This is a genomic window from Enterobacter sp. Bisph1, from assembly GCF_000814905.1.
Taxonomy (GTDB): Bacteria; Pseudomonadota; Gammaproteobacteria; order Enterobacterales; family Enterobacteriaceae; genus Kosakonia.
Genome location: NZ_JXAG01000042.1, coordinates 33,142 through 59,447 on the forward strand (window position 1 = coordinate 33,142; position 26,306 = coordinate 59,447).

The window sequence follows — 26,306 nt, forward strand, 5'->3', positions numbered from 1 at the left end:
CCGCAACGCTTAAGGTGTGGATGATTGCGTCGCCTGGGAATTAACGGCCTTGCGCCCGTTTTAAAAAGCAGGCCATTGCAAAACAGCCTTTAAAATAGTTGCATTGACTGGTAAATCCTTTTTACCAGACAATGCAAAACTTAAAAGAAGGGCTAACTCGAACAAGCATCGATCTTATTATTATTGGTCTACTTCCCTGATGATGACACACGGGGTGAAATCAGCGGGAATAGTGGTCTATAGAGGATATATCTGTCTACCACGGTTTTGCATCTCTTTGATCAAAATCGCATAAATCCCAGGCAACCAGGTTGACATTACATTATTGCGCGACTCCCCTTCCTAATATGAAATTATATTTCCACCTCTTTCTTGTTTTAATAAGTCCCGCACTAAAAGAAACATTTAATATTTACGAAGGTTATATTTAAGTACGGCAAATGGAAAAACAGCCTTTTTAAAGCAGCACAAAAAAACACCAACGCGGAAAAATAAAGGGCATTCCCCTGCTGGCAATAATCCCACTCACTAAAAAAGAGAAATGTGAAGCGCAAGAGTAATTTTTTGTGCTATCGATCTACTTTTTTCGCAAAGAAAAATAAACGCGCACGAATAATTAAAAAAACCATTCCCGCAGGTTATTAAACTCAAAATTCCATTTACTTCCTTTACATAAGAACAAACAAAATGAGATCGATAAAAAAAGCAGTGAAAAAACCCGCCTTAACGGCAATATGCGCGACCTTTCTTCTCTCCATGCAACCTGCTATTGTCCATGCCGCTGATGCCTTCAGTGCAGATTCCCCATGGATGTTTGGCGACTGGGGCGGCACCCGGAGCGAACTGAAAGACAATGGCGTAGATTTCCAGGTCAATTACACCATGGAAACCGCCTCAAACCTGGCGGGCGGTTATAGCACCTCCACCACCGCGCGTTACAGTGACCAGCAAGCCTTTGGCATGAACCTCGATTTGCAAAAGCTGCTCAACTGGGATGATACGGAATTCCAGGTGACCATCACCAACCGTAATGGGCAGAATCTTACCAATCGGGTAGCCGATCCGCGTACCGGCATGCTCTCTTCGCCGCAGGAAGTCTACGGCCGCGGTCAAACGTGGCGCCTGACTCAGTTCTGGCTACGTAAAGGTTTCTTTAATGATGTACTGGATATCAAAGCGGGTCGCGTGACCGTTGGCGAAGACTTCGACAACTTCGACAGCAAATTTCAAAACCTTGCGTTCGGTAGCGGCCAGGCGGGTAACTGGCGTGGCGATCATTGGTACAACTGGCCGGTTTCACAATGGGGCGGCCGCGTGCGGCTGAATTTCACCCCTGAGGTGTTTATGCAGGTCGGCTTCTATAACCAGAACCCTTACAACTACAATCGCGGCGATGGCTTCCGCATGGAGTTCAGCCCAACGGAAGGCAACCTGGTACCCGTTGAACTGGGCTGGAAACCGCAGCTGGGCGCGGACAAACTGCCGGGGAACTACCGCGTTGGCTTCTACTATTCATCAGCCAATGATGATGTCTATGGTTCATGGCGTAACGGTAGTAATCAGGATACCGCCCACGCTTACGGCGGCTATATCCTGGCGCAGCAACAGTTAACCACCCAGGGTGGCTCGAGCGATCGCGGCATCAGCCTTACGGTTCAGGCGGTGATGAACGATCACAAAACCTCGAAAACGGATAACTACCAGTCGATTGCGCTGACCTGGAAAGGGCCGTTTGACGCACGACCGCAGGATGAAATCGGCATTGGTGTCGGCCGTATTCATATTAACTCTACCTGGACGGAGCAGTTAAAGAACCAAAATCGCTTTAACAATCAAACCGACTATAACAGCCTGGCCTACCTGCCGATTCAGGAAGGGTCTGAATATAACTACGAAATTTATTACAACGTGCAGGCGACAAAATGGCTGCAGCTGCGTCCGAACCTGCAGTTTATTACAGCACCAGGTGCGGTCAGCCGCGTGGATAACGCGCTGGTGGGTGGGATTACGGCGAACATCAATTTCTAATCTTGCCGCAATAAAAATCCACGCTGCGGCGTGGATTTCTCTTTTCCCGCCGTTTATATCCAGTCTTCGACCGCACCGTCCAGCGGGCGCAGCGGCGGCGCGATACGACCGATCTCCTCTGCAATATCAAACTCGGTAAGATCCTGCGCCGTGGCAAGTAAATAAGTGTGGCCCTCGGCAGAGAGCCATTCAGAGATGAAATATTGCTCTTCGTAGGACAGCTCAATTTTCCGCTGTCCCTCGCGGTCAAAGAACTGTCCGTAACGCTCATCATGCCGGGACAGGTTTAGCCCCATTGCCGGATAGACACCGCGCCAGACCGCGCCATGGTGTTTGCCACCCAGCACCAGATACTCCTGCATAATGTTCTTGCTCATTGACGCTCCTTACCAGGCTGTTTCGTTTGTTTTAAGGGTAGACAATGCTGCACTGAACTGCGTGCCAGGATAAGTTAATGCTCAAAGCTGATCCATTCGATATATTAAGATAATGCGTTGTTTTATAACAAATGATTATTAACGGCTTTTTTTAAAAAACATCATAACTAATAAACATTGGCGTCAGAATAAAAGCCACGGGAGATATTCCTTTGGTCATAGAATTTATTACAGATGTTTTTTGCGAACACAGATATGTCTCTTTCCGTTAACAGACGCATAATTTGATATTTAGCAAAAACGAGAGGATCTTCATGTGTTGCCGGGTAGTAATCTTACTCGATCGCAGATTTCTACACGGGGATCCGCATAATCCTCCTGACAGGCCGCTGCTATCCCTTCCAGCGGAATATCGGTTTGCACACGGATATGGTGCAGGCTGTGGGAGAGCCTGTAGGTATTATCAAGTTTGAACGTTCTGGCTAGGGTTAATAACAAATTGCTGCATTTGAATGGCATTTCCTTCGTATCAGGTATGGCATAAACGCCTCTGTTAGGATCATAAAAATACAACGATTTCTCATAGTTGATAAAGACAGTACTATGTGCACATATATCTTCCTGCGTCGGGTTTCTTTTCATTTTTGTCGTAATGATTAATGCTGTATTTTCATAACGATCACGGTACTGGAGCATCTCATCTATTTCGTTTTTAGCTTCAGCGCCTGTTATAAGCGTGTAGAGCAGCTTGTTTTTGTATTCACTCTCTTCAGCGCTGCGATTAAAAGCAAGTTGTTGCTCCTGATCATTCAAAGTATCAACCATCATTTTTAGAGAGTTGAGAAGCAGCGGTGTATAGAGTTTATTAGCTTCTAAAATTTGTTGTAAATACTTGCTGTAATCATTAAATTTATATGAATTTTTGACGAGAAGATTGTGCAATTTCTCTCTGTGAATTTCCATCATAGAACGACTCTGATGATTTCTGCCTGCTTGCTTTAACACCTCTGTGACCCAAAACAGGCTGCTGCCAAAACAGATACCTTTCTCGTGATTCCTTAATACAGAATAGTTAAAGTATATTTTTTTTGTGTTTATTAATAAATCTTCCTTTGTTAAAAGTCTCATGATGGGATACCTTGCAATGAGTGGAGGAATATAATTTATGCAAGTGATTCGCCGGGTAAAGTGAATAAATGTGATGCATTATGAATCGGCAATAACATAACTGGATTAATTTGCGAGCCTCTTTTCTTACCCCTCATTCCCTACCACAGACACTCACCCACCGAGAGCATCAGCGCTGACAAAGATCACTGCTCTTTTTCTATTTCAATAAAAATATGGTGTGGAAGTGGGGTAAGTCGATAAACACCCTTAACCTGAAGATTGCTGGCCAGTGTTAAAAATAAATTTTCATTACAGAATGGAGGATTCCAGGGTTTAGGTAATATATATACCCCTTTATTGATATCATAGAAATAAAGTGATTGTTCATAATTTATAACCACTGTGCTATGGGAAAATAGTTGCGCCCGCGATTTTGCCGTCACCAACCTGGTGTTTATAATCATCGCTGTGTTTTCATTACCTTTACGGTTTTTTAACAGCCCGTTGAGTTTTTTACCTGTTTCATTACCATTAAGAAGAGTGTATTTTAATTTATTTTCACGAATTGCATTACATTTTATACTGTTCGCAAGAAGTTGCGCCTGTGCATTTAATGAAGAGACAATTTGTTTTTTTTGCGCAATTAAACCCTCTTCAGTACCTTCAGAAGTTTCATAATAATTCTGTATAAACATACTAAAATCATAAAACTCGCGCACGCGTGCCAGGGGGAAATCCCTACCAGTTAAAAAACGGGCACCTTCAATTAACTCATTTTGCATAAGTAATCTTTGTGTACTTTCTACTCTTTTCGTTGAAGCATCCAGTTGAAATGTATATTTAAGAAATACATCCTGTATTCTTAGTCTGTGTACTTCATTTAATGTCATTCCCGTGGGGGTATCACCTTTGCCTGCCTGCTTTAAAATTTCCACTGCAAAATGCAGGCTTGCGCCAAAACACATCCCATTTTTTTTGTTATGGGCATTCATATAGCCATCATATATTTCTCTTGTCGCAATCATAATATCTTTATCGGTTAATATATACATCATTAATATCCTCCCGCCGGTGAGTAAGATATAAAGCATGATTAATTTCCGGCTCTACACCAGAGAGGGAAAGTGATGAAATGTGATACATTGTGAAAATGTGTCTGCTCAACGGTAACGGGCGATGATTAAAGCCGTGGCTGAAGGCTTAGCGCGTCATAATGACGGTATTGCACCTGGTGCCGGGTAGCCATTTTCACTGATGGGGTGAAAGCCTTAATCGCAAAAAAGGGCTTTCTCATGCAACCTGACGGCGTAAAATTACCCGCACAGTTAACTGAAACCAGGAGTATCCAATGAACGACGCCATTACGGTTGTTGCAACCATTACTGCCCATGCCGGCAGCCGCGAAAAAGTGGCTCAGGCGCTGAAAACCGTTGAGCGGGATGTGCAGGGCGAACCGGGCTGTGAGTTTTACCAGTTGCATCTTAACCGTGAAAACGATCATCAGTTCGTGATGATTGAGCGCTGGGCCTCCATGCAAATGCTGGAACAACACAGCCAGGCCGCACCGTTTAAAGCATTAGTCAGCGCTATTGACGGGCTCGCGGATCTGCATGTCACCACCTTAACCCGCAACATTTAAGCGCTACTGGCGCATTAATTATTCAGCCCGGCCAGCGTTTCGCTTAACGCTTAAGCGCCGCCGGGCTGCTGGCTTTTAGCGGCTCGTTTGTTAAAGCCATTCAGCCATCCGGGTGTTTAAGTGGTTAAAATAAAATAAGATAAATGTTGCTATAAAAAATTCGCTGTGTCTTAATAGCGTCATCGGTTTGGAATACAGACCTTATGAAAGCAGTTTTAGTAAAGCAGTCCTCAGTTCAAGAGTTATCCAAAGATACCCTTCTTCGAGAGCCTCCTCCTAAGTGCCAAATAAGTTACTCTATAAAACAGGCCATCATCGCCGCGCTTAGTGGCTCATAAATTAAGGATTTATCTATGTCTAACAAAATGACTGGTTTAGTAAAATGGTTCAACTCTGATAAAGGTTTCGGTTTCATCACTCCGAACGACGGCAGCAAAGATGTATTCGTACACTTCTCTGCAATCCAGAGCGATAACTACAAAACGCTGGACGAAGGCCAACAGGTTTCCTTCACCATCGAAAATGGCGCCAAAGGCCCTGCAGCTGCTAACGTAACTGCACTGTAAGCCGCGCTCATTATCAGCGGTCCTTGCAACAGCGATGAAGGCACCAGCCTGAGCAGTTAAGATCTGCTGATAATAAAAAAAACCCGCCTCGATGCGGGTTTTTTATTGCCTGAAATTCGCCCTGCCGTTTCGTTTATCATGACGCTTCCCGCCGGATTTACCCCACAGAATTATGCATCACGCCACGATCAAACCCGCGGGCTTAAATTCACTTAAGCAGGAGAAACATGCGTCTCTCCTGCTTATTGCCGGTCAGGGCTTCACTTTTTTAGTGACTTTATCAACGGCTGACAGCACCGTTACGAAGAACAGCGGGACGAAAAATATCGCTAATAATGTCCCCGTTACCATGCCACCAAACACCCCGGTCCCGATCGCCTGCTGAGTCGTAGCGCTGGCACCCGACGCCAGCATCAGCGGGACAACCCCCAGCGTAAAAGCGAGGGAGGTCATCATGATGGGGCGTAAACGCATTTTTGCGGCTTTTACGGTAGCATTCACCAGCGATTCCCCTTCTCGTTGCAGCTGACGCGCAAACTCCACGATAAGAATGGCGTTTTTTGCCGACAAACCGATAAGGGTAATCATACCGACCTTAAAGAAGGCGTCGTTTGGCATTCCTCTCAGATAAACCGCAATCATCGCGCCAATCAGCCCCAGTGGAACCACAAGCATAACGGAAACCGGTATGGACCAGCTTTCATACAGAGCCGCCAGCACCAGGAAGATAACCAGCATCGACAGAATCATCAGCGTCGGCGCTTCGGAGGCCGACTCCTGCTCCTGTAGCGACTGTCCGGTCCACTCGATAGCAAAGCCTGCGGGTAATTCAGCGGCGATTTTATCCATTTCTGCCATCGCCTCGCCGCTTGAATAACCCCAGTTTGGCCAACCGGTTATCCTGAATGCCGGATACCCCTGATAACGAACCATTTGCACCGGCGATTTTTGCCATACCGGATGGACGAACTCAGAGAGGGGCAACATTCCGCCATTTTTATTACGCACATTCAGCGCCAGCACTTCCGGTAAGCGCATACGTGCCGAAGCTTCAGCCTGCACAATCACCTGCTGCATACGGCCTTCATTCGGAAAATCGTTAACATAGCTGGAGCCAAGCGCACCGGAAAGCGTCTGATTGATTTCATTAAAAGAGACGCCCATCGCTTCAGCCTTTGGTCGGTCTATTTTCAGGCTGATACCCATACCGTCAGGTAAACCGTCCATATAAACACCGTATAACGCTTTGCTCTGGCCTGCTTTTTCAAGCAATATGTTGAGCGCTTTAACCAGCTCAGGATAGCCGTGCCCCGCTCGGTCCTCCAGACGCAGAGTGAACCCGGAAGAGGTACTCAGCTCAGAGATGGCAGGGGGAAGCAGACTGGTAACTGTCGCTTCCGGGATATCACCCAGCGCTTGCTGCACATGAGAGACTTCATCCTGCGCCGTTGCGCCGTTACGTTGATCCCATCCTTTCAGAGTGGTGAAGGCCATTGCGGCATTCGAACCCGCGCCGGAAAAACTGAAGCCCAGAATGGAAACATTACGGTCGATGCCCTCTCTCTCCATCACGACTTTCTCGTATTTTTTCACCACCTCTGCCGTTCGTTCCATCGTGGCATCAGCGGGCAGCTGTACGGAAGTAATAAAGTAGCCCTGGTCCTCCTCGGGCAGAAATGAGGAGGGCAAAAATTTAAATGCGAAATAGAGAACAACGCATAAAGCCAAATAGATAAGCGACATTCTACCGGTTTTACGCACCACCCGGCTCACGCCTTTCTCATAGCGTCCCGTCAGCCGATCAACAAGCCGGTTAAACCAGGCAAAAAAACGATTCTTTTTATGGGAGTCAGCCGTAACGGGTTTCAGCAGCGTTGCGCACAATGCCGGCGTTAGGGTTAATGCGAGGAACGCTGAAAAGAGAATAGAAACGGCCATCGAAAGCGTAAATTGACGATAAATCACGCCGATCGAACCCGATGCCAGCCCCATCGGCAAGAACACGGCGCTTAACACTAATGTTATGCCTACAACGGCACCGGTTATCTCCTTCATAGCTTTAATGGTGGCCTCTTTTGGCGATAGCCCTTCTTCCGCCATTAAGCGCTCGACGTTCTCAACCACCACGATGGCATCATCCACGATGATACCTATTGCCAGCACCATGCCATACATGGTGAGTACGTTTATCGAGAACCCCGCCAGCAACATCACCGTAAATGTGCCCAGCAAAGCGACCGGCGCAACGATGGCCGGAATAAAGGTATAACGGACATTTTGCAGGAAGAGATACATCACCAGGAAAACCAGCACCATCGCCTCGATAAAGGTATGGACCACTTTTTCTATCGAGATTTTGACAAAGGGCGAGGTATCAAAAGGGATCGAATACTCCATTCCGGGGGGAAAAGATTTGGCCAGCTCCTGCATTCTGGCTTTGACCGCCTCGGATGTACGCACGGCGTTTGCGCCCGGGGATAGCTGGATAGCTGCCGCCGTCGCGCCATGCCCGTTTTCCCTGATGGCAAAGGAGTAGGACTGCAATCCAAGCTCAACGCGAGCCACATCGCCTAACGTCACGCGAGAGCCATCCGTGTTCGCCCGCAGGACGATTTTACGAAACGCTTCTGGCGTAGAGAGCTGTCCATCAACATCAAGAGGCCAGGCGGTTAACTGATCGGCGGTCGATGGTGAATCGCCCAGCTTACCCGGCGAAACTTGCGCATTCTGCTCCGTAATTGCCGTCGTGATGTCACTGATTGAGAGCTTGTAGGCGATAAGTTTCGCCGGGTCCAGCCAAATGCGCATCGCCTTTTCTGAACCAAACGCCTGAATTTTTCCCACGCCATCAACACGACGCAGTTCGTCGGTGATATTTCGGGCAAAGTAGTCGCTTAAATCCGCTTCGCTGAACTTCCCGCTGGGGGAGTTCAGCCCGACCATCATCAAGAATCCTGACGATGCCGCCTCGACGCTTAACCCATTTTGACGCACCGCTTGTGGAAGGCGCGGTTCGACGACTTTTATCTGATTTTGCACATCAACCTGGGCAAGGCGGATATCCGTACCCGGCTTGAACGTGACGGTGATTGACGCCACACCGGAGGTGTCACTGGTGGACTCATAGTAAAGCAGATCGTCCACGCCCGATAACTCGCGCTCAATCAGTGAAATAACCGAGTCATTCATGGTCTGGGGCGTTGCGCCGGGATACGTGACCGAAATAGAAAGACTTGGCGGAGCGACAGCAGGATACTGCGCAACCGGGAGCTGCGGGATAGCAATTACGCCCAGCAGGATAATAAAAAGCGCAATGACCCAGGCGAAAACAGGCCTGCGTATAAAGAACTGAGACATCAGAAATTCCCGTTGTAAGCGATCATGACGAGGCTAGCGTTGTTTACCGGCTGGCTGGGCTATAACGTCGGCACCATCCCGCAGTTTGTCCTGACCATTAATAACAACCTTATCCCCTGCTTTCAGGCCAGCGGTGACGGTGATGCCCTTTTCCGTCTGCTCTCCGGTCTGGATTTCAACGCGCTTCGCTTTGTTTTCGTGGGTTACAATCCATACTGTGGTTTTAGCATCACGCCTTTCCAGTGCTTGCTCAGGTATCGCCAGGCCCTCTTTTTGGATAAGACGCGTGGTCTGCAATTTTACAAACATACCCGGCAACAGCGCCCGCTGCGGGTTGTCAGCTTCAGCGCGCAGGACAACATCACCGGTTTCATCATTAACACTGACGCCTGAGAACAATAGCTGGGCCGCAACGCCATACGCTCTGCCGTTGTCATCCAGAACCTGTGCGCTGACCCCTTCGCCGGGCTGGCTTCCCGCAGCGTTATCTGCGGCCATAAAAATCGAGCGCAGCTCTTGAGCCGGTACACGCGCATCAACATACACGTGGTCCAGCTGCTGGATTACCGCCATCGCCTGCGTGTCGTTGGGGCTAACAAGCGCCCCCTCGGTGACAAACTCCTGATCGATACGTCCGCTTATCGGTGCTTTGACCGTCGCATAATTTAAATCGAGCTTTTTACGGTTCAGAGAAGCCACCGCTTCAGCCAGGTCGGCCGCCGCCTGCTCGCTGCTGGCTTTTGCATCATCGAAATCCTGCTGGCTTATGGCCGCGCTCTTTTGTAACTGTGAAAAGCGCGCAGCCCGCTTACTCATCTGCTGCCAGGTGGCCTTTGCTTTTGCAACCGCTGCGCTAGCCATTTCGACATCCGCCGCAAAAGGCGCGGCATCGATTTGAAAAAGTGGTTGCCCTTGACTAATTTCTGCGCCCTGCCTGAACAGTCGCTTTTGGATAATCCCCCCTACCTGCGGGCGGATCTGTGCCGTTTTAACGGCACAGACGCGCGCCGGATAAAGACGAACTGAATAGATCTCTGCCGGGATAAGGGTTTGGATAACCACTTTTGTTTTCGCTGGCGCGGCAGGGGCTTCGGTTGATTCGGAAGAATCACAGCCTGTAATAAACCCTAAGCAAAGCAGGGTAAAAAGAGCCAGCTTTCTGATATTCATTGCAAATTTCCGGTATGGTCAGATAAAAAACGGTATAACCATCAGCGAAGAGGGTAACGGTGTGTTAAGGCATAATGCCGCTATGCGTCGCCTGAAACCTTCGGCATGAACACCGACGATGTCAGCAAGCCCAATGGAAGCGGTAAGCTTTTGAATTTAAAAAGAACTGGCCTTTGCCATTGGTTATACATAGCGATCAAACCCTAAAAATCAAAAAGGTGGACAAGCGTTCAGCTTGAATTTATAGTGAAGATGAACGCTTGTCCATCTTTTGGTAAAAAATGAGGAAACGTGACGAATGTCTTATCTCAGTCATGATGCAAGACGCCAAATGATTCTGGAGACGGCTGTAAATATTGCTTTTACCGAAGGGCTGGCGGCGATGACGGTACGCAGAGTTGCGCAGGAGGCGCAGATTGCCGTCGGGCAAATTCATCGTCATTTCGCTTCAGCATCCGATCTCAAAGCGGAGGCTTTTCTGTTATCGGTCACGCAGTCTCTGGCATTGCTGAAAGATTCGGGTAAAACCGAAGGCGCGGGATGTTTAGAAATGATGAGCTGGTCTCTCGTTACGTCGCAATTTGAAGAACTGCGTCACTACAGCCAGCTATGGAAAGAGGCAGAAGTGATCTCCTGGACCGATGAGGCCATGCTTAAAGGATTCAGAGCGGCGACTAAAGAGTGGCATAACGTTTTAGTCGAACTGCTGGAGACCGGTATTGCCAACGGTGAATTTACGTGCAAACGACCTGTGGATGCAGTCGCATGGGACTGCATTGCTTTTTCATGCGGCCTTGACGGTATTTTCAGCTTAAAAATGGAGGAATTTGGAGATAACGAGTATCAGGCTCACGCGGAATATTTTTTAAAAAGCCAGCTGGATGTAAATAAATGACCGGCAGGGTCATTCTATGTTGCGTTGATTTGCCGGTTAAAGAAGCGTCCAGAATAACAAAGTAAATAGCGTATTTTTGGCAAGGTAAAGTATGAGAAATGTAATGAAGTCGGGGATCGCAGCGGTCGCCCTGACGGGAGCCTTTCTGCAGGTGGCTCAGGCAGCTGATTTTTCTATGGGTTTAACAGCCAGTTGGTCTTCGAAACTCTATCGACAGGTTAATGAGAATAAAAATAACCTCATTTTTCCAAATATTGATTTCGAAGCCGACCATTTCTGGTTACATGGTCTTAGTACCGGGTATAACTTTATTGAAACACCCGAAGATCGTTTAGCCGTGCTGGGCTATTATCTGCCCCTCTCTTACAAAGCCAGCGACAGTCACTCAAGGCAAATGCGTGAGCTTAAAGACCGCCGAAGCACCTTTATGGCAGGCCTAAGCTATACGCACCAGTCCAACACCTGGGGTGTTTTTGAATCGGTTTTGGCAGCAGACGTGCTGGATAACAGCAACGGTTACAACTGGAGTAACACCTGGAGTCTGCCTCTTGAGTTTGGCGCTTTCACCCTCGAGCCTGCGCTGGGTGTGAACTGGAACGACCGGAAATTCAACCGTTATTACTACGGCGTCAGTTCAGGTGAATCAGCCAGAAGTGGTTTACGCAAATACACGCCCGGAGACAGCTGGACGCCTTTTGCTGAACTCAATCTCAATTACAGTTTGACGGATAACTGGAATATCTATGGCGGAACGCGCTTTACCGTCCTGGCAAAAGAGGTAAAAAACAGTCCGATGGTAGCGAAAGACTCACTGGTCACTTTTTGGACCGGGGCTTCCTATACCTTTTAATGACAACGCCGGAGCCGGCTCCGGCGGTTTTATTAACCTAATAGAAGTCGTTATTCGACCCAGGTATTTTAGACTCGCGTCAGCATCTGCAGCGCGAAATAGCTCACTTCGACCGAATTGAAAAGCGCGAGTTATTAATTTGCGTCGCTGCCCTATTGTTAGCCAAAAATAGCGGTCCACATGGCTTTATTTTAACGGATAAAACATTCTGCTTACAGGTTATCAAATGAATATATCCCTACTGAAGCAAAAAATATACGGCTGGAAAGGGTGTTCTGCTGACGTGTATGCGAATTTCTACTTTCAATATGGTGGAAGCGTCTGCGTGCATCCGCGCGTGCTCGCCTATCTCAAATCAACGCTGGGTATTGATATCCATTATTATTATAAAAATAATGCGGCATTCTGTACTTTTAATCACTCCCTGCTGTATAAAAATTCAAAGATCCCTTTCGTATTTGACGATCTGCTCTTTCCTGCCAGTCCGGAAAGTAAATTACTGTTGCCGTTTAAAACTAAACGCCTCTCCCCTTTCTCACGCTATCGCTACCGGAACGCAATTTATTCCGATGCTCTGAAGCATAAAATCGCTTATGTCAAAGAGACGTTTTCTAAAACCACCGTTCGTAAGCGCAATGGTGATGTAAGAAAGATCCAGCAAGCCGGCGGCGAATTTCGCCGTGCCGGTCAATTCAGTGCTGCAAACCTGAGCCAGATTTACTGTCACCTGTTTGATTTACGCTGGCAGGGGAAGATTCGCTGTTTTGACCGCGATCTGCTGGAAGACGTGCTGAGAGAACTCAGCGATCTTGTTTTCGGCAACGTACTGCTGATGAAGAATACGCCCTGCGCATTCGATTTAATCTTTAAGGCTGACTCTTCTGCCTGGATATATTTTGATGATATCAATGGCGGCGTCGACCCACAGTTTATGCACCTCGGCGCAGGTACCGCCCTGTTATGGAAAAATATCCTTGATGCCAGAATGGTTGGAACCATGGCTCACCAGCAGACCATTTTTTCGCTGGGTGCTTATTTGAAAGGATGGGAGTACAAAAAACAGTGGTGTGATATCTCTGCCTCCGGCAGGGTTATCCTCTGACGCTAAGCCGTATAAGATTTATTTTGGCGAGGACGGTGCGGTCGCGCTATACAGTACATTCACAAAAAATCAGAGGTTTAGTAAACAGTGCAAACTGGAAAAAGAAAGGAAACCGCTTGCGAACTTGCATCTTACCTTATTGCCGTTGCGGCCGCGGTTATGGTGTTTCCCCTCCGGCTGCTGCCGTGCCTGCTGGCGGGCATGGTCATTTATCAAATCATTGATGCGTTTCGGGTGCGATCGCAAGGTTTTCTGCGTTCTAAAGTCTCCGGCTGGCTCGCCGTGATGTTTATCAGCCTGGTTATCCTGGCCGCACTCTTTGGCGTTTTCACGCTGGTTTATAATGTCTTTGCCCTCGACTTCAACAGCGAAGGGGATTTTTATCAGAAGATGAATGACGTGGTTCGTGAGGCGCACGATAAGCTTTACCCGGTACTGGGCGATTATATGCCGGCAAGTTATCAGGAAATTGAAAACACCTTATTCACCTGGATTCAAACCCATATCTATGTTTTGCAAAACGCAGGACAAAGAACCCTGCACTTTTTTGCCGTTACTCTGGTAGGTATTTTTCTGGCGATCCTGATTGCTCTTGGCTCTGCAGGCGAAGCGCCTGAAACGGCCAATCTGAAATACCATCTTTTGCAGCGCATCAGAACCTTCAGAGAGGTCTTTAGCGCCGTTGTTTCGGCACAAGTGAAGGTCGCCGCCTTTAATGCGCTGGCGACGGGCCTGTTCCTGTTTTTGATAATGCCGATGCTTGGGTATCATTTGCCCTACGCCAAGACCTTAACCTTTATCACTTTCCTCTGTAGCCTGCTGCCGATTATTGGCAACCTGATATCGAATACCTTAATTACCCTTATCGCTCTTTCTATAAGCCTACAGGCGGCAATGGTGGTAATCATCTTCCTGATTGTGATTCATAAGGCGGAGTACTTTATTAACGCCCGCTTCTTCGGTGAAAAGATACAATCATCGGTATGGGAGTTGCTGTTGGCAATGTTGTTATTAGAATCTCTTTTCGGTGTGGCTGGCGTCGTCGCAGCCCCGATATTTTATGCCTGGCTTAAGGCAGAACTGCGCAAAAAACAGCTGATCTGAGAGGCGCTAACCAGAGAGGAAGGATGCAGTTGCCTTCCTTCTTCTCTTTTTAGTTTGCTGCTGTGCCAGCGCTTTTTACAGCGGAATAATCCCCAGCCCTAACGCGGCAATCAGGGCGCACAGGCTCATTATCCATACCTTTAATAATGAGTGATGAATATGCTCATCAACGCGTAAATTAAGCAAACTCAAACCAAGATGCGTGGCGGGAATCACCGGGCTGAGCAGCAGGCCGATCTGTTCCGTAATCAGCATCGCAATCGTGACATGTAACGGCGATACGCCAAAGTTCTGCCCCAGCCCAACGGCAAGGGGTAATAACGCAAAGTAGAACGCATCGGAGCCGATTAATATCACAATCGGCACGCTAAAAGCGGCAAGGATAAGATAAAGATAAGGCCCGAGACTGGTTGGGAAGATTTCGGCAATCTCGTTAACCAGCACTTTGATAATACCGGTGTTTTGCAAAATCCCGACGAATACGCCGATGGTAAGGAAAATCACAATCACCGGGAAGATGGTCAGGGCGTACTCTTTTATCTTCTGCTGCGCCTCTTTGGTATTGGGGTAATTAATCATTACCGCCAGCGAAAAGGCCAACATAAAGAGGAAGTTTCCTGCCACTAATCCTGAAACAAGGATGACAATAGTGGCGATAACCAGCGCAAAATTGAGTTTTAGCAGCCACGGATTGTGGTTGGTGTTGCTGGTGAGCATTTGTCCACGCATCACGGCAAACTCTTCACGGGTTATGCCTGAACCGCTGCGGTCTTCGCGTTTTGCCATTACCCAGCAAAGAATGACGCCCAGCAAGAACAGTACCGCCTGCAGGGGAATAAGCCGATAGTAGACATCCAGAATATCTAAATGGGTGACGGCAATTGCGCGGTTAAGTGAACCGCCCCACGGCGTGATGCCCGTTACGCCAACGCCGACGGTTATCAACAGTAAAAGCGTTTTTTTACTGATGTTCATTTTTTCATAGATCGGCAGCAACGCCGGAACCGTCACCAGCAACGTGGCATAGGCATTGCCGTCCAGGCTACAGACGGAGGCAATGACTAACGTTGCCAGTAAGACGGAAAAGGTCGATGGCGTAATAAAGCGCAGAATAAAACGGACAATAACGTCAAATACGCCCGCCTCTTTCATTAAGGTAAAAAACATGGCGCTGAATGCCACCAGCGTCGCCGTGCCGACCACGGACTTTAGCCCCTGGGCAACATATTCACCCAGCTCTTTAAACCCAAATCCACATACCAGTGCGGCAATGGTTGGCAGAACAATAAATAATACGCCCGGTGGGAAAACATTTTTTAATAAACCCCAGGTTAGGAGTATAAACATCACTATCCCGGTGATAAGCATCAGCGACATATACGACCTTATTTCGGTAGAATTATTTATTGCAGGCAAACCCTGCGCGATAAACTCGCGCAGGGTAAGTCAATTATTTCATATTGAAAGTGGCGTTGAGTTCGGCAACGTTTTCATCGGTTAACGTATTCATGCCAAAGGGTTTCAGCATAAAATATAATTTCGCGGTTTCTTCTAACTCTTCGGCATTAAATACCGCTTCGCGAATATTTTTACCGGAAATAATCGGCCCATGATTAGCAAGTAAAATAGCGTTATGTTCCGCAGCCAATTTTTCTACATGTTCAGCAATCAGCGGTGAACCGGGGCGAATATAAGGCACCACCGGTAATTTCCCCACGCGCATGACGTAATAAGGTGTAATGGGCGGTAACGCATTTTCGCAGTCGATGCCCGGCAGACAGGAGAGCGCGGTGAGCCACGGCGAGTGCAGATGAACAATACCGCCGCACTGCGGGCGCTGACGGTACATCGCCAGGTGCATTAAGACCTCTTTCGAGGCTTTCTGGCCCGACAGCAGTTCGCCCTCCATAGTGACCTTACTCAGTTCATCGGCGACGAGATCGCCAAAACTGGAGTTTGTCGGCGTCGCCAGGATATTACCGTCGGGAAGTTTAAGACTGATATTCCCTGCGCCGCCGCTACTGTAACCGCGCTCAAACATAGAGCGTGCATAGCGGACCATATCCTGTCGAAGTTGTTGTTCACTCATGATAGTGCTCCTGCGCTTTCAGGAAGAAATCCGGGTTACCGAAATTTCCGGATTTAAGAATGACCCATTGCGACCGGTTAAGAACCTGTGTCCAGGGCACGCCAGGTGCGACCTGTTCACCGATAATCATCCCGTCAATTTCAAGGCCCTGCGTCACCGCGCCAGATGTCTCGCCACCGGCGACAATAAATTTATTGAAGCCCGCCCCGGCAAGGGACTGGGCCAGCTGTGCGAAGAAGGCTTCAATTTTTGTGCTGACGAAGGCCGCGCCGTAATGCTTTTGAATTAACTCAATCAGCTGTGGCGGCTGCGTGGCATAAACCAGCGGTGCGGTGGATTCATTGGCATGGGATTGCACCCAGCCGGAGACCGTCTGCAGATAAGCCGGGTCGTTAATGATTTTTTCCACATCCAGCGCCAGCGACGAAGCGCGTTGCTGATAGAAGTCAACCTGCTGATTGGTCATGGCGGAACAACTGCCTGAGAGCACCACGGCAGGACCTTGCGGCTCGATCTGCAAAGCCTGCTTGTTGGCAGAGGCTTTCTCACTGTCCAGCGTGGCGATGGCATAGCCTAAGCCCGCCGCACCGGTAACCAGCGGAAACTCCTCTGTTGCCCGCGCCACGGTAAGCAGATCCTGATTATCCAGCACGTCGAACACCAGATAGCGGACTTTATCCGCCAGCCGCGCGTCTATTTCTGCCGCAATGTTTTCGGGATGGTTTTTTACCGTCTCCAGATTGATATTGCCGCAGCGTCCAACCGACTGGGCTTCCATCAGTTTTTTCAGGGAGGAGTGTTTCATCGGCGTCACGGGATGGTGCTCCATGCCGCTTTCATTGAGCAACTCCCCTTTTACAAACAGATGACCATTAATAATGGTGCGTCCGTTATCCGGCACCGCCGGGCAAATCAGGGTGACGGCGGTATTGAGCTGCTTCATCAGCGCATCGGTTACCGGCCCGATATTGCCCTGCGCGGTCGAGTCGAAGGTTGAGCAGTATTTAAATAGCTGACGCTGGCATCCCTGTTTTTGTAACCAGTCGCTTGCCGCAAGCGACATTTCCACCGCTTCGTTTGCGGGAATTGAACGGCTTTTCAATGCGATAACAATGGCATCGGTATTGCTGGCGTCGAATGCCTGGTGCGGAACGCCATTAAACAGCACGACGTTCCAGCCCGCATTTACCATAAAACTGGCAATGTCTGTTGCACCGGTAAAGTCATCGGCGATAACGCCTAACTTAATCATTTTGATTCCTCGACATGCTTTGATGCTCATCATAGTGCTTTTATGTGATAAAAAATGCAAATAACCCATTTGTTAAAACGTGGTTAAGATCACACTTTTCGAGTTAACAATGTCGATTGCCTGATAGCTATTAATATGCGCCACAATGCCCGTCTCAATTGCCATATTTTGTTACTTCCAGCCAGGAGCGTTAACGCCATGAAAGGTAAAGAAATTGCTAAATGCGATCGGGAATATCGGATAAATGTGATCTCCATCACCTTGCGTTTAATGCATTTATTGGTATAAAAATGCAATCGAAGGTAAACAACTTATTGGAGTCATGTTATGCGTATTCTGGTTCTGCCTTGTGATGGCATCGGTCCTGAAATTACCTCGGCTGCGGTTACCGTGCTGAATGCCCTGGATAAAGCCTACGGCCTGGGCTTTGAATTCGATTATGAAGAAGTGGGCTTCACCAGCCTTGAAAAATATGGCACCACCCTTCGCCAGGAATCCTTAGATAAAGCCAAAACCTATGACGGCATTATTCTGGGTACGCAATCACATGCTGATTATCCGGCACCGGAAAAAGGCGGCCGCAACGTGTCCGCCGGTTTCCGTATTGGCCTTGATCTCTACGCCAACGTGCGTCCAGCGCGCACTCGTCCATTCCTGACTTCCAACATGAAGGAAGGCAAAACGATGGATCTGGTGATTATGCGTGAAGCTACCGAAGGCTTTTATCCGGATCGCAATATGACCCGCGGCTGGGGTGAAGTGATGCCAAGCCCGGATATGGCGCTCTCCACCCGTAAGATCACCCGTCACTGTTCTGAGCGTATTGCGCGCAAAGCCTTTGAACTGGCGATGCAGCGTAAGAAGAAAGTCACCGCCATCCATAAAGCCAACAGCTTCCATATGACCGATGGTCTGTTCCTCGAAGCCGTGCGTACGGTAGCGAAAGAGTTCCCGGAAGTGCAGCTCGACGATCTGCTGGTAGATGCCTCCACCGCGCATCTGGTGCGTAACCCGGAACGTTTTGACGTGCTGGTCGCCACCAACTTCTACGGCGATATCATCAGCGATCTGGCAAGCGAACTCTCCGGGAGCTTAGGACTGGCCGGTTCGATTATGGCCAGCGATACCCACTGTTGCGCCCAGGCGCAGCACGGTTCCGCACCGGATATTCAAAACCAGGATAAAGCGAACCCGGTATCAATGATCCTGTCGGCGGCAATGATGCTTTCGTGGTATGCCGAGAAGCATAACCAACCGACCTTCCTGAAAGCGGCCAATGAAATCCACCGCGCCGTGGACGAAGTGCTGGAAAACCCGCAAACCCGTACGCCGGATCTGGGCGGCACCTGCGGCACCAAAGCATTTGCAGAAAAAGTCGCGGCGGCTATTCGCGCCTGAGTCTGAATAAGGCTGCCCGTCTTGCGGGCGGCCATCCGTTGTGGAGAGCGTAATGCGTCAACGTATCGTCCTAATTCATGCCACGCCGCTGGCCGTCGGCCCCATAAATGACACCTTTAAACAACTTTGGCCGGAGGCAGAAATCAGCAATCTTCTTGATGATGCGTTAAGTGTCGATCGCGCAAAAGAGTCAGCCCTGACCCCACGCTTATATAAACGCATTGATACGCTGGTGGACTATGCGGTCAATATTGACGCGTCCGCAGTGCTATTTACCTGCTCAGCATTTGGCGCGGCGATTGAGGCCAGCGCGCAGCAACATGCGCTGCCGATCCTCAAGCCGAACGAGGCGATGTTTGAAGATGCCCTCGAACAGGGTGGCAATATCGTGATGCTGGCGACCTTTGCCCCGGCGGTAAAGGGGATGGAAGAGGAGTTTCAGGCGCTGGCTTCATCCCACCACTCCGATGCCACTCTCAGCAGCGTCGTGGTTGCCGGTGCGCGAGACGCCCTGAACAGCGGCAATGCCGAACGTCACAACCAACTGATTGTTGAAGCAGCGAAACAGCATCAGGAAGCCGCCGCGATTATCCTCGCCCACTTCTCGATGGAGATCGCTTATCAACAGGTGAAAGCTGCGGTCCCTTGCACGGTATTAAGTAGCCCACAATCGGCGGTAAAAAAACTTAAGCATGTGATGAAGTAATCTTTTGCAGACATTAAGGCATCGCTGTGAATAAAGAGCTAATAGCGGCAGAGATAAAATACAGTCACCTGGCGACTCGGCCTGATTATGTATTACCAGCGAACAGTTGTGACTGCCATCATCATATTTTTGACCGACGCTTTCCGTATACGCCCGATGATAAACGGGATTTACCCAATGCGACGGTAAGCGATTATCGGGCATTTAAACGCTATCTCGGTTTTACGCGTCACGTATTAGTACAGCCCTCTTCCTATGGCACGGATAATCGCTGTCTGATTGCCGCATTAAAAGAGTTTGGCAGCGCGGCGCGTGGCGAAGCGGTTGTGACGGACGCCGTGAGCGATGAAGAGTTGAATAGCCTCGCGGCAGCAGGCGTGAACGGCATCCGTTTTAATTTTGGTGCCGGTAATGTGACGACGCCGGAGATGATTTTACCGCTGGCGAAACGCGTGGCCGAGCGCGGCTGGCATATCCAGCTTCACGCCAGTGCCGATACGTTATTAGCGTTAGCACCGGTGCTGAAACAAATGCCCGGCAATCTGGTTATTGACCACTATTTTCGCCTGCCGCAGCCCGCGCCGATGACGCATCCGGCATGGAAACTGGCCTGGGAGTTACTCGAGTCCGGGCGCTGTTGGGTCAAGCTCTCCGCCCTTTATCATCAGTCGCAATGCGATGACGTCTCCGATATGGCGCAGATGATAACGCGTTTTTTGCATGACGGAACGGAGCGGGTGGTATGGGGAAGCGACTGGCCGCATCCGAATTTAATTAGCGCAAATAAGAGAATGCCGGATGACGCATTAATTCTGGGAAATATTTCCCAGTGGGCAAATAACGACCGGGTAAGGCAGAAATTATTTGTTGATAACCCGGCAGAACTTTATGGATTTAACGTTTCGTCTTCACTATAAGGCCGAAAATAATGACAACACCTGACTCTACAAAAACGAAAAAGAAACCCACACATTATCGCTATATGATTTTGTTAATGGTGTTCTTCAGTATTGCCCTCAACCATGGCGATCGCGCGACTTTTTCCATTGCCGGCACCGATATGGTTAAAGCCGCCGGTCTTGATATTGTCGCCCTCGGCTATTTGATTTCGACGTTTACCTGGGCCTATGTGCTGGGCCAATATCCTGGCGGCTGGCTGCTCGACCGTTTCGGATCCAAAAAAGTGCTGGTGGCCGGCGTCTTTACCTGGTCCTTTTTCGTCTTTCTGGTCGGATTCAGCACCTCATTCCACAACGTCTGGGTGACCCGCATCATGATCTTCGGCTTCATCTTTATGATGGGCTTGATTGAAGCGCCCACCCTTCCGGCGAACTCCCGTTTTCTTGCCGCCTGGTTCCCGGCAAAAGAGCGTGGTAAAGCATCAGGTTTTACCACCGCTGCCCAGTACTTCGCGCTGGTGGTGTTTCTGCCGCTGATGGGCTGGTTTTCCTACACTTACGGCTGGGAAGCGGTGTTCTGGTTTATGGGCGGAATGGGGATTATTGTTTCGCTGGTGATGAATAAGGTGCTGGCGGATACGCCGAAAGTGCACCCGCTGGTCAATAATGAAGAGCTGGATTACATCCAGTCCGGCGGCGGCTTGATCAACATGAAGGCGAGCAAAAAAGGGGACAATGTCGGCAAAGGCTACACCATGAAGCTGCTGACTAACCGCCTGGCGCTTGGGGTCTACATGGGGCAGTTCTTCTTTACCGTCCTCTCTTACTTCTTCCTGACGTGGTTCCCGGTCTATCTGGTGCACGATCGCGGGATGACCATTTTAAAAGCCGGGTTTGTCGCATCGTTACCCGCACTGTGTGGTTGCGCGGGTGCTCTGTTAGGCGGCGTGCTGTCGGACTATATGCTGTCGCGGGGTTTTAGCCTTTCCGCCGCGCGTAAAACGCCGATTGTGATCGGTATGCTGCTGGCCGTTAGCATGGTGATTTGTAACTATGTGGATTCCGCCTGGGTGGTGGTTGCCATTATGTCCCTCGCCTTCTTTGGCAAAGGCTTTGGTGCGATGGGCTGGTGCGTGGTTTCTGACTTCTCACCGAAAGAAGCCGTCGGTTTGAGCGGCGGACTGTTCAATATGATTGGCAATATCTCCGGCATTTTCACACCGATTATTATCGCCTACATTATTAAAGACACCGGATCGTTTAACGGCGCGCTGATCTTCGTTGGCGTCTGCGCGTTCCTGAACCTGTGCTGCTATCTATTCGTGGCGGGGAAAATCCAGCGTCTTAATTTTGATAATCAACGCAACGATAATCTTACCGAGGAGCCGCATGTCAGCCACTGATCCACTTCGTTTCGCCATCAACCTGGGTAATGCCGTGCTGGCAAAAAGCCTGCCGGACGGCAGCTGCGGCGGCATCACCGTCGAACTGGCGAAGAAGATTGCCGCGACGCTCAACAAAACGCCCGCGTTCACCCCTTACCCGACGGCGGGTAAGGTGGTGGACGACGCGCAAAAAGGGCTGTGGGATATCGCCTTTCTGGCCGTTGATCCCCTGCGCGAAGAGGTACTTCACTTCACGCAACCCTATATCACCATTCAGGGGACGGTGCTGGTTCGCGAAAATAGCCGCTGGCAGAGCGTGAATGAGATGGATAAACAAGGTGTGGTGATTAATGTTGGGAAAGGTGCAGCGTACGATCTCTATCTGACGCGAGCGCTGCAACACGCCACCCTGAATCGCGTTGCCTCTTCACAGCAGGCGATCGATCTGTTTCTGCAGGGCGAAGGCGAGATGGCCGCGGGCATTCGCCAGCCCCTTGAGCGGACGGCGGCGGGACATGCTGGCTTTCGCGTGTTGCCGGATAACTTTACGCAGATTCAGCAGGCGATATGTGTTCCGGTAGGCAATAGTGCGCTGTATCAAACCGTTAGCGACTTGTTGACGCAATGGCAACAGGATGGTTCGGTTAAAGCGCTGATCGCCTCACAGTTAGGCGCGGCGTAACGCGTTCGCAGCGTTCTCGTTTCGGGAACGCTCGCTTATCCAACCCTCAATTTTCACCCCGTTATTCCCATGAGATGGTATCGCGACAAAACCTAAAACGACTGCTGTAATGGACGTGCTTATGACATCAATCCGCTCTGAACTGGTGATTAACGGCCAGCGCTACCACTACCTGGATCTTACGCAATATCTCCCTCTTGAACGCCTGCAAAAACTCCCCTATTGCCTGCGCATTTTGCTGGAAAACGTCGCACTACGTTCGCCCGGCACGCTGGATCATTTTTTACAGATGCTTGACGGTTCTGCAGCGAAAAATGAGGTGGAGTTCTATCCCGATCGTCTGATGTTTCATGACACTACCTGCCTGCCCGCGCTGGCGGATTTCGCTGCGATGCGCAACCTGGTAACGGAGCTGGGGGGCGATGCGGCGGCGATTAACCCGCGCATTCCGGCGGTGCTGACTATCGATCATTCGGTGATTGTCGAAAGCTATGCTTCGCCCACCGCGCTGGAAGAGAACTTACAGTATGACTTTCGCCGTAATGCGGAGCGCTATCGCTTTATTCGCTGGGCGGAGAAGAGCCTCGACAATTTCCGCGTTATTCCCCCCGGTACCGGCATTATTCACCTGATGAACCTCGAAGCGGTGGCGGAAGTGGTCAGCGTCGATGAAAGCGCACCGCTGCCGTTGCTGCATGCCGACTGCATGATCGCTACCGACAGCCATACACCGATGATAAACGCGCTGGGCATTCTGGGCTGGGGCGTTGGCGGCCTTGAAGGTCAGGCCGCGCTGGTCGGGGAACCGGTGACCTTAGGTTTCCCGGAAGTCGTTGGCATTTCCCTTTCTGGCGCCCTTGCCCCGGATGTTAGCGACAGCGACCTGGCGCTGCATATTACGCGGCTGCTGCGTGAAACCGGCGTGGTGGGTAAGTTTGTGGAATTTACCGGACCGGCGTTACAGACGATGTCCGTTGAATCGCGCGCGACCCTTGCCAATATGGCACCCGAATATGGCGCGACGGTGGTTTACTTTCCCTTTGACGAACGTAGCGCGGAGTACGTCGCGCTGACCGGGCGCTCGGAAGCGAAACAGCAACTGATTGAGGGCTATATGCGGGCACAGCATTTGTGGCGCGCAGCGGATTCGCCACAGCCAGAATTCAGCCAACTGATTGAACTCGATCTGGCAAGCGTAGAGCCCTGTATGGCCGGTCCGGTGAATCCGCATCAACAGATCCCCCTCGGCCAGGCCGCGATCAGCTTCGAAGAGACCCTTAGCCCGCAGACTCAATCCCTTAGCTGGCAGCACGCGGCTTATCCGCAGCCCATCAGCCAGGGCGCGATAGCCATCGCGGCGATCACCAGTTGCACGACCACCGCCAATCCGTGGCTGATCATCCAGGCGGCGCTCTTTGCCCGTAATGCGGCGCGACTCGGTTTAAAGCCGAAACCGTGGGTGAAAACATCTTTTTCGCCCGGCTCGCGTGCCGTCACTGATTATCTGCAGCAAGCGGGATTATTGGCCGAGCTGGAGAAAGTGGGCTTTGATGTTACCGGCTACGGCTGTATGACCTGCATTGGCAGCTCCGGTGCGTTACAACCCGCTATGGAAGAGATGGTCAACGAAGGGCTGCAGGCCGTTTGTGTGCTATCAGGCAATCGCAACTTCCCGCGTCGGGTGAATCCGTCGCTGGGGCACGGTTATCTCACCTCACCGGCGCTGGTGATTGCCTGGGCGCTGGCGGGTCATATTTCTTACGATCTTACTCACGAACCGATTGGTTATGACCACCAGCAGCGGCCTGTAACCCTGCGGGATCTTATGCCGTCGCGGGAAGAGGTCGACAGGTGGCGGCAAAAGATCGTTAAACGCGAACACTATGTAAAACGCCGGGAGATTATCTGGCAGGGAACCCCGCACTGGCAGCAGATCGAAGCCCCGGGAAGCGTACTGTATCCGTGGGAATCGACCTCGACCTATCTTCGTCGCCCCGGCTACCTTGAGCGCTTACCCCGCGATCCTGCCGCTCCCCTTACCCTTTCTGGCGCGCACCCCATTTTGTGGCTGGGCGACGATGTGACCACCGATCATATCTCTCCGGCGGGGGCGATCCCGCCTGCAAGCCTGGCGGGGAAATGGTTACTTGAACACCGGGAAGATCCGGCCGATCTCAATCTCTATTCGACGCGGCGCAGTAATCACGAAGTGATGGTACGCGGCGCGTTTACCAATAAATCCCTTATCAACCGCTTGCTGCCTGCCGAACGGCGCGGCGAGGGGGCGAAAGCCTGGGATCGGGGGCATAACAATATCGTGCCGGTTTATGAAGCCGCTCAAAGCTGGCTGGCCGCCGGAATACCGCTGGTTATTTTTGCCGGTGAGCGTTACGGCGCTGGTTCCAGCCGGGACTGGGCCGCCAAAGCCCAGGCGCTACTCGGCGTAAAAGCGGTAGTAGCGAACAGCTTTGAGCGTATTCATCGCACTAATCTTATCGGGATGGGCATTTTGCCGCTGCATATCACTCCGGCCGACGCGGCACGGTTACCGGCGCTGACCGGCCGTGAGGAGATTGAGATTAGCGGGCTGGAAAATCTGCAGCCAGGCTGTACGCCGTTGCTGATGCGTATAACCTGTGATGGCACCAGGATGGGTGAATTTCCCCTCTCTTTAACCCTTGACTCGCGCCAGGAGTTACGTTATCTGCAGCATGGCGGCATTCTGCCCTATGTTATTCAGCAAACCCTTAAGCTTGCCAGGGGAGAGAAAGATGCGCTTTGACCTGGTATCGCTAGCGCTTTTCGTGGCGGTAGCCGAGGAGCAGAATCTGACCCGCGCAGCGCGGCGCAAACATACGGCGGTGTCGGCGGTGAGTAAGCGCATCGCCGAGCTGGAACAACAGGTCGGCACACAGCTGATGCTGCGTATGCCGCGCGGTATCGCGCTGACACCGGCCGGTCACTCCCTGCTCTATCACGCCCGCCAGGTGTTTCGTCATCTGGAGAATATGGAAGAGGAGTTGGGGGATTATGCAGCGGGCATTCGCGGGCATATCCGCATTGCGACCATTTCCGCCGCGCTGATGAGTAGCCTGCCGGGCGCGATCAGGGATTTTTTGGCCCTGTATCCACAAACGGATATTGAGATTGAGGAGCATACGGGGCTGGCGGTGGTGCAGGCGCTGCTTGCTGGCGAAGCCGATGTTGGTTTCTTTTCTAACTGGACGCCCGCGTCGGGGATAGACGGCTGGCCGTGGCAGCAGGATGAATTATCGGTGCTGGTGTGGCCGACGCATCCGCTGGCCGGACGCGAGCGGCTCAGCTTTGCGGATATCGTTAACGAAAAGATGATTGGCGCCCATCGCCTGAGCGCCGTGAACCAGATCCTCGAACGAGAGGCGCGTGCGCAAGGCAAAAGCCTGAACGTCGGGCTGCGCGTCAGCAGTTTTATCGCCATGGCCGAGCTGGTGGCGCAGCAGCTGGGCATTGCCGTACTGCCGGTGCATGAGCTGGCGCCCTGGACATTGCACAGCGGCGTAAAATTCATTCCGCTGTCCGATCATTGGGCACGGCGGGAGCTGTTGATCGGTGTTAAAAACGCTTCGCAGGCTTCGCCGTCGGTCAAAGCCCTGTTGAGCCATTTGATCCCCCCGGCGAAGCCCGTTAATCCTGCTAGCGCCACGCCAGCCCGCTAAGT

General features: G+C 50.6%; 22 protein-coding genes. 14 read left to right on the plus strand and 8 right to left on the minus strand.

The window, feature by feature from the left end; translation table 11 throughout:
- The first annotated feature begins 687 nt into the window (after positions 1-687).
- Positions 688-2,028, plus strand: a complete 1,341-nt coding sequence (locus RW65_RS13070) for a carbohydrate porin (protein ID WP_039057198.1) — start codon at positions 688-690, stop codon at positions 2,026-2,028.
- A gap of 53 nt (positions 2,029-2,081) precedes the next feature.
- Here the strand turns inward: RW65_RS13070 and RW65_RS13075 are convergent, their stop codons facing one another.
- The 3 genes from RW65_RS13075 to RW65_RS13085 form a co-directional block, all read right to left on the minus strand.
- Entirely contained in the window at positions 2,082-2,405 is a 324-nt protein-coding gene (locus RW65_RS13075; RefSeq protein WP_039057199.1) for a hypothetical protein, read from the minus strand.
- Between the two features lie 312 nt (positions 2,406-2,717).
- Complete coding sequence (locus tag RW65_RS13080; RefSeq protein WP_039057200.1) at positions 2,718-3,533, minus strand: hypothetical protein; 816 nt, start codon at positions 3,531-3,533, stop codon at positions 2,718-2,720.
- Between the two features lie 185 nt (positions 3,534-3,718).
- Positions 3,719-4,570 carry a hypothetical protein gene (locus tag RW65_RS13085; protein ID WP_156124001.1) on the minus strand — a complete coding sequence of 284 codons (852 nt, stop codon included), beginning with the start codon at positions 4,568-4,570 and terminating at the stop codon, positions 3,719-3,721.
- 293 nt (positions 4,571-4,863) lie between these two features.
- On the opposite strand from RW65_RS13085, the gene RW65_RS13090 reads away from it, so the two are divergent.
- On the plus strand, positions 4,864-5,154 hold the full coding sequence (locus tag RW65_RS13090) for a putative quinol monooxygenase (RefSeq protein ID WP_039057202.1): 291 nt from the start codon (positions 4,864-4,866) through the stop codon (positions 5,152-5,154).
- A 353-nt stretch (positions 5,155-5,507) separates the two neighbouring features.
- The gene (gene cspE / locus RW65_RS13095) at positions 5,508-5,720 is read left to right on the plus strand and encodes a transcription antiterminator/RNA stability regulator CspE (protein WP_039057203.1); all 213 of its coding nucleotides are present in this window, start codon (positions 5,508-5,510) and stop codon (positions 5,718-5,720) included.
- Positions 5,721-5,972: 252 nt separating this feature from the next.
- Here cspE and RW65_RS13100 read toward each other — a convergent pair whose 3' ends face one another.
- The gene (locus RW65_RS13100) at positions 5,973-9,077 is read right to left on the minus strand and encodes a multidrug efflux RND transporter permease subunit (protein ID WP_039057204.1); all 3,105 of its coding nucleotides are present in this window, start codon (positions 9,075-9,077) and stop codon (positions 5,973-5,975) included.
- A gap of 33 nt (positions 9,078-9,110) precedes the next feature.
- Positions 9,111-10,247 carry an efflux RND transporter periplasmic adaptor subunit gene (locus tag RW65_RS13105; protein ID WP_039057206.1) on the minus strand — a complete coding sequence of 379 codons (1,137 nt, stop codon included), beginning with the start codon at positions 10,245-10,247 and terminating at the stop codon, positions 9,111-9,113.
- Positions 10,248-10,545: 298 nt separating this feature from the next.
- On the opposite strand from RW65_RS13105, the gene RW65_RS13110 reads away from it, so the two are divergent.
- From RW65_RS13110 to RW65_RS13125, 4 genes are all read left to right on the plus strand, one after another.
- On the plus strand, positions 10,546-11,142 hold the full coding sequence (locus tag RW65_RS13110) for a TetR family transcriptional regulator (protein ID WP_039057207.1): 597 nt from the start codon (positions 10,546-10,548) through the stop codon (positions 11,140-11,142).
- A 91-nt stretch (positions 11,143-11,233) separates the two neighbouring features.
- Positions 11,234-11,992, plus strand: coding sequence for a MipA/OmpV family protein (locus RW65_RS13115; RefSeq protein ID WP_039057208.1), 759 nt, complete (start codon positions 11,234-11,236; stop codon positions 11,990-11,992).
- 226 nt (positions 11,993-12,218) lie between these two features.
- On the plus strand, positions 12,219-13,094 hold the full coding sequence (locus tag RW65_RS13120) for a GNAT family protein (RefSeq protein ID WP_039057209.1): 876 nt from the start codon (positions 12,219-12,221) through the stop codon (positions 13,092-13,094).
- A gap of 87 nt (positions 13,095-13,181) precedes the next feature.
- On the plus strand, positions 13,182-14,198 hold the full coding sequence (locus RW65_RS13125) for an AI-2E family transporter (protein ID WP_039057211.1): 1,017 nt from the start codon (positions 13,182-13,184) through the stop codon (positions 14,196-14,198).
- A 75-nt stretch (positions 14,199-14,273) separates the two neighbouring features.
- Here RW65_RS13125 and RW65_RS13130 read toward each other — a convergent pair whose 3' ends face one another.
- The 3 genes from RW65_RS13130 to otnK all read right to left on the minus strand — a co-directional run bounded on the left by RW65_RS13130 (position 14,274) and on the right by otnK (position 17,539).
- Complete coding sequence (locus RW65_RS13130) at positions 14,274-15,575, minus strand: SLC13 family permease (RefSeq protein ID WP_039057212.1); 1,302 nt, start codon at positions 15,573-15,575, stop codon at positions 14,274-14,276.
- Positions 15,576-15,648: 73 nt separating this feature from the next.
- Positions 15,649-16,287, minus strand: a complete 639-nt coding sequence (otnC, locus tag RW65_RS13135; protein WP_039057213.1) for a 3-oxo-tetronate 4-phosphate decarboxylase — start codon at positions 16,285-16,287, stop codon at positions 15,649-15,651.
- Positions 16,280-17,539 (minus strand): 3-oxo-tetronate kinase, encoded by a 1,260-nt coding sequence (gene otnK, locus RW65_RS13140; protein WP_039057214.1) that lies wholly within the window; start codon positions 17,537-17,539, stop codon positions 16,280-16,282. Before otnK ends, otnC begins: the two co-directional genes overlap by 8 nt.
- A gap of 327 nt (positions 17,540-17,866) precedes the next feature.
- On the opposite strand from otnK, the gene RW65_RS13145 reads away from it, so the two are divergent.
- The 7 genes from RW65_RS13145 to RW65_RS13175 all read left to right on the plus strand — a co-directional run bounded on the left by RW65_RS13145 (position 17,867) and on the right by RW65_RS13175 (position 26,304).
- The gene (locus tag RW65_RS13145) at positions 17,867-18,937 is read left to right on the plus strand and encodes an isocitrate/isopropylmalate dehydrogenase family protein (protein ID WP_039057215.1); all 1,071 of its coding nucleotides are present in this window, start codon (positions 17,867-17,869) and stop codon (positions 18,935-18,937) included.
- Between the two features lie 52 nt (positions 18,938-18,989).
- Positions 18,990-19,643 carry an aspartate/glutamate racemase family protein gene (locus tag RW65_RS13150; RefSeq protein ID WP_039057216.1) on the plus strand — a complete coding sequence of 218 codons (654 nt, stop codon included), beginning with the start codon at positions 18,990-18,992 and terminating at the stop codon, positions 19,641-19,643.
- Between the two features lie 26 nt (positions 19,644-19,669).
- A complete protein-coding gene (locus RW65_RS13155) occupies positions 19,670-20,560 on the plus strand; it encodes an amidohydrolase family protein (RefSeq protein ID WP_039057217.1) in 891 nt (296 codons plus the stop codon).
- Positions 20,561-20,571: 11 nt separating this feature from the next.
- On the plus strand, positions 20,572-21,945 hold the full coding sequence (locus tag RW65_RS13160; RefSeq protein WP_039057218.1) for an MFS transporter: 1,374 nt from the start codon (positions 20,572-20,574) through the stop codon (positions 21,943-21,945).
- Positions 21,932-22,609, plus strand: a complete 678-nt coding sequence (locus RW65_RS13165) for a transporter substrate-binding domain-containing protein (RefSeq protein WP_039057219.1) — start codon at positions 21,932-21,934, stop codon at positions 22,607-22,609. The genes RW65_RS13160 and RW65_RS13165 overlap by 14 nt, the downstream gene beginning before the upstream one ends.
- A gap of 121 nt (positions 22,610-22,730) precedes the next feature.
- Entirely contained in the window at positions 22,731-25,391 is a 2,661-nt protein-coding gene (locus RW65_RS13170; RefSeq protein ID WP_231564390.1) for an aconitate hydratase, read from the plus strand.
- Positions 25,381-26,304, plus strand: coding sequence for a LysR family transcriptional regulator (locus RW65_RS13175; protein ID WP_039057221.1), 924 nt, complete (start codon positions 25,381-25,383; stop codon positions 26,302-26,304). The genes RW65_RS13170 and RW65_RS13175 overlap by 11 nt, the downstream gene beginning before the upstream one ends.
- Positions 26,305-26,306 lie beyond the last annotated feature (2 nt).